This window comes from Pseudomonas sp. SLFW (assembly GCF_009905615.1).
GTDB classification, from domain to species: domain Bacteria; phylum Pseudomonadota; class Gammaproteobacteria; order Pseudomonadales; family Pseudomonadaceae; genus Aquipseudomonas; species Aquipseudomonas bambusae.
The window spans coordinates 72002-85297 of sequence record NZ_JAAAKW010000013.1; the positions used below are offsets into that span (position 1 = coordinate 72002).

A 13296-nucleotide genomic window follows, 5' to 3' on the forward strand; every position below is an offset into this window, starting at 1 on the left:
AGTGATTTAGAAACAGGATTGTACATCTGCCGGGATTCAATCAAGGAAAACCGATCTGCAAAGACTTGTGGCTTTGTCCACGGAATCAGGAATAATCCTTGCTTGCATTTCGTAATGAAATTGACGCGACGCCACCACCCCGGCGTTGCGCCATGTGATTTCCCTACCCGGGAAGCTCACTCGTCTATCGGAGATACACAATGTCTACCTCACCCGTCACGTTGATGGTCGCCCGCCGCGTTGCCCATGGCCGCTATGAGGAACTCATTACCTGGCTGCACGAAGGCGAGCACCTCGCCACCGACTTCCCCGGCTACCTGGGCTCGGGCGTCCTCGCGCCGCCTCCGGGAGACGACGAATTCCAGATCATTTTCCGCTTTGCCGATGAAGCCACCATGCACGCGTGGGAGCATTCTGCGTCTCGACGCTCCTGGTTGGTGCGTGGCAGCGGGCTTTTCGCCAAGAATTCCGTGCACCGTGTGCGCGGGCTGGACGGCTGGTTCGGCACCGTCGGACAGCGTCCGCCGCGCTGGAAACAGGCCATCGCCATTTGGTTGGCGTTCTTTCCCGTCTCATTGATCTTCAACTACGTGTTGGGGCCCTTGCTGAGTGAGTTGGCGTTGCTGCCGCGGATCATGATCAGCACGCTCATTCTCACGCCATTGATGGTGTTCTGGTTCATTCCGTTGTCGACGCATCTGTTGTCAGGGTGGTTGCAGAGCAACAGTCAGACGCCATCAGTGTCCGCCGAATCGGCGTCTACTCGCTGATCCCATATCGTCCCGACCTCCAGCGCCGAACCCACAGTTGTACACCACTGACCATTGGGTTAACTTTGCCCCAGACGTTCGATCTCTGATGGCGCAATGAAAGCAACCGGCGCCCGCAACCCAGAGCCGATACGCCAATGACTTTCCGGTGTCCTCTTCCCTGATAACCCACGAGCTGCCATGGCCTCCTCCCCCGCCCCTGTCCTGATCACTGGCGCCAGCCAGCGCATCGGCCTGCACTGCGCCGAACGGCTGCTGGGCGAAGGTCAGCCGGTGATTATCAGTTATCGCACCGAACGCCCTGGCGTCGAGCGACTGGAGGCACTGGGCGCCCTCGCGATTCAGGCGGATTTTTCGTCGCAGGACAGCGTGATGGCCTTCATCGCGCAATTGAAAGAACACACCCCACGCTTGCGCGCGATCATCCACAACGCCTCCGAGTGGCTGGCAGAAACCGAGGGCGATGAAGGCGATGTATTCATGCGCATGTTCAACGTGCACATGCTCGCCCCCTACCTGATCAACCTGCATTGCGCCGAGTTGCTACAGCGCTCGGAGATCGCCGACATCGTTCACATCGGAGACGACGTCACGCGCAAGGGCAGCAGCAAGCACATTGCCTACTGCGCGAGCAAGGCAGGCATGGACAACCTGACGTTGTCGTTCGCTGCCCGCTATGCCCCCTCTATAAAGGTCAACGGCATCGCTCCGGCCATGCTGATGTTTCAACCCGACGACGACGCGGCGTACCGCGCACGCACGCTGGCCAAATCGGCGCTGGGCATCGAGCCGGGCCCTGAAGTGATCTACCAGAGCCTGCGCTATCTGCTGGATAACCCGTACGTCACCGGCACCACATTGACCGTAAACGGCGGACGGCACGTCAAGTAAGCCGCCCCGAGGACCCATTTGATGACCCTGTCACTGCCAGAGCACTACCGCGAAATCCTTGTTGGCCTGGGCGAAGACCCGGAGCGCGAGGGTTTGCTGGACACCCCCAAGCGCGCAGCGAAGGCCATGCAGTACCTGTGTCATGGATACGATCAGACGCTGGACGAGATCGTCAACGGCGCGCTCTTCGCGTCGGATAACGACGAGATGGTCATCGTGAAAGACATCGAGCTGTATTCGCTGTGCGAACATCACCTGCTGCCGTTCATTGGCAAGGCCCATGTGGCTTACATCCCCACCGGCAAAGTCCTGGGGCTGTCGAAGATCGCCCGCATCGTCGACATGTTCGCCCGGCGTCTGCAAATCCAGGAAAACCTGACCCGCCAGATCGCCGACGCCATTCAGGGCGTGACCCATGCGGCAGGCGTCGCGGTGGTCATCGAGGCGAAGCACATGTGCATGATGATGCGCGGTGTCGAAAAGCAGAATTCGACCATGAATACCTCGGTGATGCTCGGCGCCTTTCGCGAATCCAATACGACACGGATGGAATTCCTGCAACTGATCGGACGGAGCAAGTAGTCCATGGCAAGACTCGAACCAGGCACCGCACGCATCCGGGTCAAGGACCTGTGCCTGCGAACCTTTATCGGCATCAACGAAGATGAAATCCTCAACAAGCAGGATGTCCTCATCAACCTGACGATCCTGTACGCCGCCCAGGAAGCGGTGCGCGACAACGACATCGATCACGCGCTGAATTACCGGACCATCACCAAGGCAATCATCCATCACGTCGAGAGCAATCGTTTCGCACTGCTGGAGCGGTTGACCCAGGAAGTGCTGGACCTGGTGATGAGCCACGAGGCCGTGCAATACGCCGAAGTCGAAGTCGACAAGCCCCACGCGTTGCGCTTCGCCGAGTCGGTGTCGATTACGCTGGCCGCCGAGCGCTGATTCCGGAAATGACGCTTGCTCCTGTGGGAGCGAATTCATTCGCGATGCGTGTGTACATCAACGGATTTGCATCGGATGTACCTGCCTCTCGCGAATGAATTCGCTCCCACAGGTCATCCATCCGTTGGACGAATGCCATTGCTCACCCTGCCCCGCGCTCTTATCATCCGCCCCACCTTCATTCGCACAGAGTCCATCATGACCGAGCAACAACGCCTGGAACTCGAAGCCGCCGCCTTCCGTCGTCTGGTCGCGCACCTGGACAGCCGAAAGGACGTGCAGAACATCGATCTGATGAACCTCTCCGGCTTCTGCCGCAACTGCCTGTCCAAGTGGTACAAGGCCGCCGCCGACGAGAAGCAGATCGACATCAGCCTCGATGACGCCCGCGAAGTGGTGTACGGAATGCCGTACAGCGAGTGGAAATCCCTCTACCAGAAAGAAGCCAGCGCCGATCAGCAAGCGGCGTTCGCCAAGGAAAAGAAACATGACTGACCTGAACACCCTGCGCGCCAGCCTGAAATCCGGCGAACACGCGTTCGCCGACACGCTGGCGTTCGTCGCCGCGCACTACGACTACCAGCCACAGGCGTTCAGCAACGGCCCGGTCGAGAACGCAGCGGGTCAGAACGAAGGCTCGTGCAAGACCTTGGGTCTGGCGCTGCTAGAAGGCCTGAGCGACGAAGAAGCCCTGTTGGCGTTCGGCGAGCACTATCGCTCGGTGGTCGCCACGCCTGAGGGCAGCGATCACGGCAATATCCGTGCGCTGATCACCCATGGTCTGGCAGGCGTGAAGTTCAGCGCTCAGCCGTTGACGCGTAAAGCCTGATCGCTACTGCGCCGCGGTATGACGGCGCACGCTGGCCCTGTAGGAGCGAATTCATTCGCGATTGGCCGGTACATCCGATTCAGATGTTTACCCTGAAACACCGATCGCGAATGAATTCGCTCCTGCAGTGCAGACACAAAAAAACCGGCCCGATGAGCCGGTTTTTTCGTTTTGGAACAGCCGATCAGAACGAAGCGTTCGCCAGACCGTCCAGATACCGCTCAACGTCCAGTGCCGCCATGCAGCCCGCACCCGCCGAGGTAATCGCCTGACGGTAAACGTGGTCAGCCACGTCACCTGCCGCGAACACGCCTTCGACACTGGTCGCCGTCGCATTACCTTCGCGACCACCATGAACGACCATGTAGCCGTCTTTCAGCGCCAATTGGCCTTCGAACAGCGAGGTGTTCGGAGTGTGGCCGATGGCGATGAACACGCCGTCAACCTTCAACTCCGCGCTGCTGCCGTCGTTGTTCTTCAGACGTGCACCGGTCACGCCCATGTTGTCGCCCAGCACTTCATCCAGCGTGGCGTTCAGCTTGAGCTCGATCTTGCCCTCGGCCACACGTGCGTGCAGCTTATCGATCAGGATCTTCTCGGCGCGGAAGGTATCGCGACGGTGAACCAGCGTGACCTTGCTGGCGATGTTGGCCAGATACAGCGCTTCTTCAACAGCCGTGTTGCCGCCGCCGATCACAGCGACAGGCTTGTTGCGGTAGAAGAAACCGTCACAGGTCGCACAGGCCGAAACACCTTTGCCCATGAACGCTTCTTCGGACGGCAGGCCCAGGTAACGGGCGCTGGCGCCGGTGGCGATGATCAGCGCGTCGCAGGTGTAGGTGCCGCTGTCACCTTTCAGGCTGAACGGTTTACCGGCCAGATCAACGGCATTGATGTGGTCGAAAATGATCTCGGTTTCGAAACGCTCGGCGTGTTCACGCATGCGGTCCATCAACACCGGGCCGGTCAGGCCATGGGGGTCACCCGGCCAGTTGTCGACTTCGGTGGTGGTGGTCAGCTGACCACCTGCCTGCATGCCGGTGATCAGCAGAGGCTTGAGGTTGGCACGGGCCGCATAGACCGCAGCGCTGTAACCGGCAGGGCCGGAGCCGAGAATAATCACTCGGGAATGACGTACATCAGACATGACACACTCCTATTGACCGGCCATTACGTGTGGTCGGAGTCACTGTGGTCTAAACCGGCGGACCGGTTGAATAAAACGGATCGGTGAGCCACTTGGAGAAGATTCGCCCACCCATCCTGAAATCGTGACGCTGCGACCGAAGCCGCAGCGACGGTATTACAAGCTCTTGGCGTTCTCAGCCAGGTAATCGGCAACGCCCGAAGCGTCAGCCTTCATGCCTTTCTGGCCTGGACGCCAACCAGCCGGGCAAACTTCGCCGTGCTGCTCGGTGAACTGCAGTGCTTCAACCAGACGGACCATTTCGTCAACGTCACGGCCCAGTGGCAGGTTGTTGACCACTTGGTGCTGAACCACACCATTCTGGTCGATCAGGAACGAACCGCGCAGCGCAACGCCGTCGTCGTGTTCGATGCCGTAAGCGCGAGTGATGTCGTGCTTGATGTCGGCAACCATAGTGAACCGGACCTGGCCGATGCCGCCCTTTTCAACCGGGGTATTGCGCCATGCAGCGTGGGTGAAGTGCGAGTCGATGGACACACCAACCACTTCAACGCCGAGATCACGGAATTTGGCGACGCGGTTGTCGTGCGCAATGATTTCCGACGGGCACACGAACGTGAAGTCCAGTGGCCAGAAGAACAGCACGACGTATTTGCCGCGCAGCGAAGACAGTTTGAAGTCCTCGACAATCGAACCGTCGCCCAGAACGGCGGCAGCAGTGAAATCCGGGGCCTGTTTGTTAACCAGAACGCTCATTAAGACTCCTGAGAGGTTCAAAGTGAATGGAAGAGGTCTAAAAGATGCCCGCAAGCTTATCGGGGCGGGGAAGATTAAGGAAATATCGTTTCACAATCCAGCTCATAGGCCGTACCTATCCCGATGATCGATGGCCTGGGTATCGTCGATAGACTCTGCCTTCACCAGATTGTTTCGGCGAATGTCGCCATACCGTTCCCGCTTCCGCCGCTTGGGGAAAGCCGGTAAGGTCGGCGCGTTTTCAATGTTTGGAGGCTTGTATGCCTGCACCCGCCTTGTCTGGTCCGCAATACCTGCGCGAAGGCCTGAAACTGGTCCTCAGCCCCGGTTTGCGGCTGTTTGTCCTGCTGCCGCTGACCATTAACCTGGTGCTGTTCAGCGCACTGATCTATTTCGCTGGTCACGAATTCAGCCTGTGGGTCGATTCGTTCATGCCGACGCTGCCCAGCTGGCTGAGCTTCCTCAATTACATCCTGTGGCCGCTGTTCGTGGTGCTGGTCGCGCTGATGGTGTTTTTCACCTTCACCATGATCGCCAACGTCATCGCCGCACCATTCAACGGTTTTTTGTCAGAAAAAGTCGAAGTGGTCCTGCGCGGCACCGATGATTTCCCTGCGTTCAGTTGGGGCGAGCTGATCGAAATGGTCCCCCGCACGCTCAGCCGCGAGATGCGCAAGCTGGGCTATTTCCTGCCCCGCGCCATCGGGCTGTTCATCCTGTCTTGGATTCCCGTCGTCAACATCGTCGCCGCACCGCTGTGGCTGATGTTCGGCGTGTGGATGATGGCCATCCAGTACATCGACTACCCTGCCGACAACCACAAAATGAGCTGGCAAGACATGCTCGCCTGGCTGCGCGCCAAGCGCTGGCAGAGCATGAGCTTTGGCGGGATCGTGTACCTGGTGCTGCTGATTCCGGTGGTCAACATTTTGATGATGCCCGCTGCGGTGGCGGGAGCGACGTTGTTCTGGGTCCGAGAGCGGGGGGCGGAGACGCTGGCGGAGCGGATTCGCTGATCGAATAAGAAGGCCTCATACGAGGCCTTTTTTGATCACGGTTGGAATATGAGGTAAATCCCCACCGTAAGCCACGCCCACAAAATCAGGACCAATCCTACAAACGTCTTCCATACGTCCCACAACCGCCTTGTTCAACCATGGTGACGCCCACTCCGGGCGCGTTCATCAATGGGAGTTCAAACGCATGGAAACCAGCCGTCTCAATCCCGTGAATCACACCCAACCGTCGCTGCTGCCGCAAAAAGCGAAACGTGATCCCAACGCACCCGCGTTCATGCACGCATTGGCCGATGCAGTGAAAACAGCCACCTCCAACACTTCACCTGCGGAGCCGGCCACGCTCGCCCGCCCCGTGAAACCGCGGTCTCATCTGAATCTGGTCAGCCTCAACCCCGTTCAAACCCACTACACACCCGAGGCCGCCGCACTGGAAAAGATCGGGTCATCGCGGATCGTGCCGTTCACGGTCGGAGGCTGAGATGAACGGTCACAAATCCATCACCCAACTGCCACACAAGCGCAACGCCAGACTCTGAAACTGGCGGTTATGAGTAAGTCTTTGCATATCACCTTGATCACTGAAACGTACGCGCCTGAAATCAATGGCGTGGCCACCACGCTCAGCCGGTTGTGCGACGGTTTGCGGCTGCGTGGGCATCGTGTGGAAGTGATTCGTCCCCGGCAGAACGAGGACGAGTTGCGGGCGGCGGGTGATGATTTGATGCTGTGTCGCGGCTGGCCGATTCCAGGGTATCCGGGGTTGCAGTGGGGTCAGTCGTCGATGCACAAGTTGCTGCGGCGCTGGCAGCGGAGTCGGCCGGACGTGCTCTACATCGCGACTGAAGGGCCGTTAGGGCTTTCTGCCTTGAGGGCAGCGCGGCGCTTGCAAATTGCGATTGTCAGCGGCTTTCACACTAATTTTCAGCAATACACGCGGCAGTACGGGATGGGCTTTATTACGCGCCTGCTGACCTCGTATCTGCGCTGGTTTCATAATCGTTCGAACGCCACGCTGGTGCCCAGCGCCAGCCAGAAGACAGAACTGGAACGGCGCGGCTTCGAGCGGTTGGAGCTGCTGTCGAGGGGCGTGGATTGCCAATTGTTTCATCCATCCCGACGTTCGAACGTGCTGCGTGAGACTTGGGGCCTGGAGCCTGGTGACACCGCTGTTTTACACGTAGGACGGCTCGCCCCGGAGAAAAATCTGGGGCTGCTCAAAACCGCGTTCGACGGTCTGGTCAGCGCTTATCCCGACAAAAAGCTCAAGCTGGTGATCGTCGGTGACGGCCCGGTTCGCGCAACGCTGCAACAGCAGGTGCCGGACGCGATCTTCTGCGGCACCCAACGAGGTGAGGCGCTGGCGGCTCACTATGCGTCGGGGGATCTGTTTCTGTTTCCGAGCATGACCGAGACATTCGGCAATGTCGTTCTTGAAGCGCTGGCCTCAGGGCTCGGCGTGGTGGCGTACGACGAAGCCGCAGCGGCCCAGCACATTCGACACGGCCACAACGGCGCAGTCGCGATGCCAGGCGATGAAGAGGGCTTTACTGACGCTGCACGCTGGATGCTTGAGGACGACGAGACCCTGCGCAGGGTTCGCCTGAATGCTCGGCAACATGCCAGCCGTCAGGGGTGGGCGGGGGTGATCGAGGCGTTCGAGCAATATTTGCGGGTGGCCAGTGAGCGGCGGGATGGAGTCGCTTTAGGGGTCTAGCGCTGGGGAGCGCATTCATTCGCGAATGATCGGACATTTAACACATTCGTGTCGTCTGTACCGACGTTTCGCGAATGAATTCGCTCCCACCGAAAAACACACCTGCGCAGGCGGTGGTTTACTCCAGCTTGCCCAATGCGTCCCGGCTGAACGGCAGGATATCTTCCTCGCGACCCTCGCGCACTTTCACCGCCCAATCCGGATCGACCAGAAGCGCACGGCCCACGGCCACGAGATCGAATTCCTCATCACCCAAACGCTTGAGCAGATTCTCCAGGCTGGCGGGTTGCGCGACTTTGTCGGTGTTGACCATGAATTGAAGGAACTCACCGTCCAGCCCGACGCTGCCGACGGTGATGGTCGGTTTGCCCGTCAATTTGCGAGTCCAGCCTGCCAGGTTCAGATCAGAACCTTCGAATTCTGGCTCCCAGAAACGGCGCGTCGAACAGTGGAAAATGTCCACGCCCGCGTCAGACAGTGGCTTGAGGAAAGCCCCCAGCGCTTCCGGGGTCTGCACCAGACGCGCGGTGTAGTCTTGCTGTTTCCACTGGGAGTAACGAAAGATGATCGGGAAATCAGGGCCGACGGCGGCGCGCACGGCCTGAATCAGTTCGATGGCGAAACGCGAGCGCTGGGCCAGGTCCCCGCCGTACTCGTCGGTGCGCTGGTTGGTGCCTTCCCAGAAGAACTGGTCGACGATGTAACCGTGAGCACCGTGAATTTCCACGCCGTCCATGCCAATGTTCTTGGCGTCTTTCGCCGCTTGAGCGAAGGCCGCGATAACGTCAACGATGTCCTGTTTGCTCATGCCATGGACGACGACGTTACCATCCTTGAGTTTTTCAGTCGGGCCATACGCAGGAATGGTGCCATCCGGTTCGGTGCCCAAGCGACGCACGGCGCCCACGTGCCACAGTTGCGGGACGATCTTGCCGCCCTCTGCGTGAACCGCATCGACCACTTTTTTCCAGCCCGCCAACGCCGCTTCGCCAAAGAATTGCGGGACGTTCGGGTAGCCGTTGGACGCCTTGTGACCGACGGTCGTGCCTTCAGTGATGATCAAACCCACGCCTGCCGCAGCGCGGCGACGGTAGTACTCGATGACTTTGGAATTTGGCACGCCACCCGGGGAAAACGATCGGGTCATCGGCGCCATGACCACCCGCGTAGGCAATTCCAGGCTGCCCAGATGAAAAGGTTTAAACAAGGCTTTGACTGGCATGCACACGTCCTCGGCTCAGGGAATATTATGAAGGTCATACAGAATGAGCCGACCGAGCCGGGATGCCTAGCACTATTGATTTGGGTGATTAAGGTTTAGAAGTCGCAAAAAAGACGCCTTGGGATGGGCGTATGCACATGCCCTCCGAACGCCACGAGGCCTCTGGGGGAGCGAATTCATTCGCGAAGGTGGGTAAGGCGACGCCGATGCAGCGGCTGCACCGGCCCCTCGCGAATGAATTCGCTCCTACAGAGAATCTGCGGCAGCGTTCAAGCGTCGAGGATGACCGAATCAATCAATGCAGCGCTTTTTCAATGGCCTGTATCACCGCCGAATCATCCGGCGTGGTACGTGGCGAAAAACGCGCCAGCACGCGGCCGTCTTGCCCGACGAGAAACTTTTCGAAGTTCCAGGTGATATCCCCCGGAAACTCTGCACCTTCACCTGCCAGCATCTGATACAGGCGGTGACGATGCGGCCCGTTGACTTCCAGCTTGTCACCCAGAGGGAAGGTGACGCCGTAGTTCAGCGAACAGAATTCTTGAATCTCTTCCTGAGAACCTGGCTCTTGCCCCGCGAACTGGTTGCAAGGCAAACCCAGGACGCTGAAACCGCGGTCCTTGTATTTCTGATAGAGATTTTCGAGTGCGGCGTACTGTGGCGTGAGGCCACATTTGGAGGCCACGTTGACCACCAGAACCACTTTGCCCTTCAGGGGCGCGAGAGGCAGTTCCTGGCCATCCAGAGCTTTTAATTTCAGGTCGTGAAATATACTCATGACGAAACTCCCCTGCTCACCAAACAAACACTATCGGCCGAAAAAGGCGCCCTGTCAGGCCGCGAAACCAAGACGGTTTTCGCAAAAGCCCGCGAGGACGCCTGGCCAGCTATTTGAGCTTAGCAGGACAAATCAGTGGTGATGGCCACCTTCGCCATGCACGTGGCCGTGGGCGATTTCTTCCTGGCTGGCGTCACGGATGGCAACGATCTTGACCTGGAAATTCAGGCGCTGACCGGCCAGCGGGTGGTTACCGTCGACAGTGACGTCGTCGCCGTCCAGATCACGGATGGTGACGATCTGCATTTGGCCGTCCGGCGCGGAAGCGTGGAATTGCATGCCCACTTCCAGTTCGTCGACGCCTTCGAACATGCTGCGGTTCAGGGTGCTGACCAGTTCAGCCGAGTACTCGCCGTAAGCGTCTTCAGGCTCGATGGCGACTTTCAGCTCGTCACCGACGTCCTTGCCTTCCAGTGCCTTTTCCAGACCCGGAATGATGTTACCTGCGCCTTGCAGGTAAACCAGCGGCGCGCCGCCGGCAGAACTGTCGATGACCTCACCAGCGTCATTGGTCAGGGTATAGTCAATGGAGACAGCCTTGTTGGCGGCGATCGGCATGGGGCAAGACCTTTTGCAAATAGAGATATGAGCGAGCAAGTCTAACCAAGCCCTCGCGCGAAAGCGAACGCAACTCAGACGGACGGCCCCGATTGCACGACCCTGCGATGCCTCAGAACGACACCACGATTATCGGCTTTCATCAGGACGAGGATGGCCATTGGGTCGCCGACCTCGCCTGCGGTCACACCCAGCACTTGCGGCACCAACCACCGTGGCAATCCCGCGCCTGGGTGCTCGATGCGCAGGCGCGACAAGAAAAAATAGGTCAATCGTTTCGTTGCGGCTGGTGCGCGCAGGGGGCAGATGACGATAACCTTGTGCCCCGTTGAGACGCTGCGACTGAACAGCGTCCTGTTTGACTTAGGTCCTCTGATTCTGACGAATCAAGACCCTTGCACGCTCACCTTCGAGAAGCCCGCATGCAGACTTTTTTTATCGCGCCCACAGACTTCGGTGTGGGTTTGACGTCCATCAGCCTCGGGCTGGTGCGTACCCTGGAGCGCGCCGGACTCAAGGTCGGCTTTTTCAAACCCATCGCTCAGCCCCACCCCGGCGACCTCGGCCCGGAGCGGTCGACCGAACTGATCGCCCGCACTCATGGCCTCAAGCCGCCCAAACCCCTCGCCCTCGGCCATGTCGAACGCATGCTCGGCGAAGGTCAACTGGATGAGTTGCTCGAAGAAATCATCAATCTTTATCAAGAAGCGTCCGTGGGCCGCGACGTGTTGATCGTCGAAGGCATGGTGCCGACCCGCAGCGCCAGCTATGCCGCGCGGGTCAACCTGCACATGGCCAAGGCGCTGGACGCGGAAGTGATTCTGGTGTCTGCGCCAGAAAACGAAGTGCTGACGGAGCTTTCCGGCCGCGTCGAGTTGCAGGCGCAGATGTTCGGCGGCCCGAAAGACCCGAAAGTGCTGGGCGTGATCCTCAACAAAGTGCGCACCGACGAAAGCATGGAAGCCTTCTCAGCGCGACTCAAGGAACACTCGCCTTTGCTGCGCAGCGGCGATTTCCGCCTGCTGGGTTGCATCCCGTTCCAGGCTGACCTCAACGCCCCGCGCACCCGTGACGTCGCTGAATTGCTGGGCGCTCAGGTGATCAACGCCGGTGACTACGAACAGCGACGCATGTCGAAAATCATCATCTGCGCCCGCACCGTGCTGAACACGCTGCAACTGCTGAAACCCGGCGTGCTGGTGGTCACACCCGGCGACCGCGACGACATCATTCTCGCCGTGAGCATGGCGACCATGAACGGCGTACCGTTGGCCGGTTTGCTGCTGACCAGCGACACCCGCCCCGATCCGCGCCTGATGGAACTGTGCGCTGGCGCCCTACAAGCGGGCCTGCCGGTGTTGTCGGTAAGCACCGGCTCGTACGACACCGCCAATCAGTTAAACGGGCTGAACAAGGAAATCCCGATCGACGACCGCGAACGTGCGGAGATCATCACCGATTTCGTCGCCAGCCACCTGGACGCCAACTGGCTGCATCAGCGCTGCGGTACGCCTCGGGAAATGCGCCTGTCGCCCGCCGTGTTCCGCTATCAACTGATCCAGCGGGCACAGGCCGCCAACAAACGCATCGTGCTGCCGGAAGGCGCCGACCCGCTGACCGTGCAAGCCGCCGCGATCTGTCAGGCCCGTGGCATCGCCCGCTGCGTGTTGCTCGCCAAGCCTGACGACGTGCTGGCCGTGGCGCGCGCTCAAGGCATCGAATTGCCGATGGGGCTGGAAATCCTCGATCCGGACGAAATTCGCGAACGCTACGTCGGGCCGATGGTCGACCTGCGCAAGAACAAAAGCCTCAATGCGCCGATGGCCGAGCAGCAATTGGAAGACCCGGTCGTGATCGGCACCATGATGCTGGCGCTGGACGAAGTGGACGGCCTGGTCTCGGGCGTCGTGCATTCCACTGCCAACACCATCCGCCCCGCCCTGCAACTGATCAAGACCGCGCCGGGCTGCACGCTGGTGTCGTCGGTGTTCTTCATGTTGTTTCCCGAGCAGGTGCTGGTCTACGGCGACTGCATCATGAACCCGCACCCGACCGCAGAAGAACTGGCGGAAATCGCGGTGCAAAGCGCGGATTCTGCCGTTGCCTTCGGCCTGTCGCCGCGCGTGGCGATGATCAGCTATTCCAGCGGCAACTCGGCCAGTGGCGAGGAAGTGGAGAAAGTGCGCGAGGCCACGCAACTGGCGCAGGAAACCCGTCGAAGCCTGTTGATCGACGGTCCATTGCAATACGATGCGGCAGCCAACGAGAACGTGGCTCGGCAACTGGCGCCGGACAGCCCGGTCGCCGGTCGCGCCAACGTGTTCGTGTTCCCCGACCTCAACACCGGCAACACCACGTACAAGGCCGTGCAACGCAGTGCGGACTGCGTGAGCCTCGGCCCGATGCTGCAAGGCCTGCGCAAGCCGGTGAACGATTTGCCGCGCGGCGCCCAAGTGGATGACATCGTCTACACCATTGCCCTCACGGCCATTCAAGCGGCGAACCTGCCTCAATAACGCCGGTCTGCAATATCAGTCATTCACAATAACGCCGCCGGGAACTCACCGGCGGCTGTCTTACCTTCGGAGTTCGATC

Annotated in this window: 15 protein-coding genes and 1 pseudogene; 11 read left to right on the plus strand and 5 right to left on the minus strand. The window is 59.6% G+C overall.

All coding sequences use genetic code 11. From position 1 onward, the window contains the following. The first annotated feature begins 200 nt into the window (after positions 1 to 200). The 6 genes from GVN17_RS21135 (at position 201) to GVN17_RS21160 (ending at position 3447) form a co-directional block, all read left to right on the plus strand. Positions 201 to 770 carry an antibiotic biosynthesis monooxygenase gene (locus GVN17_RS21135; protein WP_166597194.1) on the plus strand — a complete coding sequence of 190 codons (570 nt, stop codon included), beginning with the start codon at positions 201 to 203 and terminating at the stop codon, positions 768 to 770. Between the two features lie 180 nt (positions 771 to 950). Further along, positions 951 to 1661, plus strand: coding sequence for a dihydromonapterin reductase (gene folM, locus GVN17_RS21140; protein WP_166597195.1), 711 nt, complete (start codon positions 951 to 953; stop codon positions 1659 to 1661). 21 nt (positions 1662 to 1682) lie between these two features. Continuing rightward, a complete protein-coding gene (folE, locus tag GVN17_RS21145; RefSeq protein WP_166597196.1) occupies positions 1683 to 2243 on the plus strand; it encodes a GTP cyclohydrolase I FolE in 561 nt (186 codons plus the stop codon). 3 nt (positions 2244 to 2246) lie between these two features. Continuing rightward, a complete protein-coding gene (gene folX / locus GVN17_RS21150; RefSeq protein WP_166597197.1) occupies positions 2247 to 2618 on the plus strand; it encodes a dihydroneopterin triphosphate 2'-epimerase in 372 nt (123 codons plus the stop codon). Positions 2619 to 2816: 198 nt separating this feature from the next. Then, positions 2817 to 3113, plus strand: coding sequence for a DUF1244 domain-containing protein (locus GVN17_RS21155; protein ID WP_166597198.1), 297 nt, complete (start codon positions 2817 to 2819; stop codon positions 3111 to 3113). Beyond that, positions 3106 to 3447: a HopJ type III effector protein gene (locus tag GVN17_RS21160; protein ID WP_166597199.1), complete on the plus strand. Its 342-nt coding sequence runs from the start codon at positions 3106 to 3108 to the stop codon at positions 3445 to 3447. The genes GVN17_RS21155 and GVN17_RS21160 overlap by 8 nt, the downstream gene beginning before the upstream one ends. Positions 3448 to 3631: 184 nt before the next feature. Here GVN17_RS21160 and trxB read toward each other — a convergent pair whose 3' ends face one another. Together trxB and GVN17_RS21170 are read right to left on the minus strand one after the other, a co-directional pair. After that, the gene (trxB, locus tag GVN17_RS21165; protein ID WP_166597200.1) at positions 3632 to 4594 is read right to left on the minus strand and encodes a thioredoxin-disulfide reductase; all 963 of its coding nucleotides are present in this window, start codon (positions 4592 to 4594) and stop codon (positions 3632 to 3634) included. Between the two features lie 156 nt (positions 4595 to 4750). Then, positions 4751 to 5350: a peroxiredoxin gene (locus tag GVN17_RS21170; RefSeq protein ID WP_166597201.1), complete on the minus strand. Its 600-nt coding sequence runs from the start codon at positions 5348 to 5350 to the stop codon at positions 4751 to 4753. Positions 5351 to 5610: 260 nt separating this feature from the next. On the opposite strand from GVN17_RS21170, the gene cysZ reads away from it, so the two are divergent. The 3 genes from cysZ (at position 5611) to GVN17_RS21185 (ending at position 8083) form a co-directional block, all read left to right on the plus strand. Then, a complete protein-coding gene (cysZ, locus tag GVN17_RS21175; protein ID WP_166597202.1) occupies positions 5611 to 6366 on the plus strand; it encodes a sulfate transporter CysZ in 756 nt (251 codons plus the stop codon). A 187-nt stretch (positions 6367 to 6553) separates the two neighbouring features. Continuing rightward, positions 6554 to 6847, plus strand: a complete 294-nt coding sequence (locus GVN17_RS21180) for a hypothetical protein (protein ID WP_166597203.1) — start codon at positions 6554 to 6556, stop codon at positions 6845 to 6847. A 69-nt stretch (positions 6848 to 6916) separates the two neighbouring features. Beyond that, positions 6917 to 8083: a glycosyltransferase family 1 protein gene (locus GVN17_RS21185; RefSeq protein WP_166597204.1), complete on the plus strand. Its 1167-nt coding sequence runs from the start codon at positions 6917 to 6919 to the stop codon at positions 8081 to 8083. Between the two features lie 118 nt (positions 8084 to 8201). Here GVN17_RS21185 and GVN17_RS21190 read toward each other — a convergent pair whose 3' ends face one another. From GVN17_RS21190 to GVN17_RS21200, 3 genes are all read right to left on the minus strand, one after another. Next, positions 8202 to 9311, minus strand: a complete 1110-nt coding sequence (locus GVN17_RS21190) for an NADH:flavin oxidoreductase (protein WP_178115751.1) — start codon at positions 9309 to 9311, stop codon at positions 8202 to 8204. A 289-nt stretch (positions 9312 to 9600) separates the two neighbouring features. Then, positions 9601 to 10083: a glutathione peroxidase gene (locus tag GVN17_RS21195; protein ID WP_166597206.1), complete on the minus strand. Its 483-nt coding sequence runs from the start codon at positions 10081 to 10083 to the stop codon at positions 9601 to 9603. Positions 10084 to 10215: 132 nt separating this feature from the next. Then, complete coding sequence (locus GVN17_RS21200; RefSeq protein WP_166597207.1) at positions 10216 to 10701, minus strand: peptidylprolyl isomerase; 486 nt, start codon at positions 10699 to 10701, stop codon at positions 10216 to 10218. On the opposite strand from GVN17_RS21200, the pseudogene GVN17_RS21205 reads away from it, so the two are divergent. Together GVN17_RS21205 and pta are read left to right on the plus strand one after the other, a co-directional pair. After that, positions 10700 to 11033, plus strand: a pseudogene (locus GVN17_RS21205) (DUF3565 domain-containing protein). The gene GVN17_RS21200 and the pseudogene GVN17_RS21205 sit on opposite strands and share 2 nt — an antisense overlap. Before the next feature lie 90 nt (positions 11034 to 11123). Further along, positions 11124 to 13217, plus strand: a complete 2094-nt coding sequence (gene pta, locus GVN17_RS21210; RefSeq protein WP_166597209.1) for a phosphate acetyltransferase — start codon at positions 11124 to 11126, stop codon at positions 13215 to 13217. Positions 13218 to 13296 lie beyond the last annotated feature (79 nt).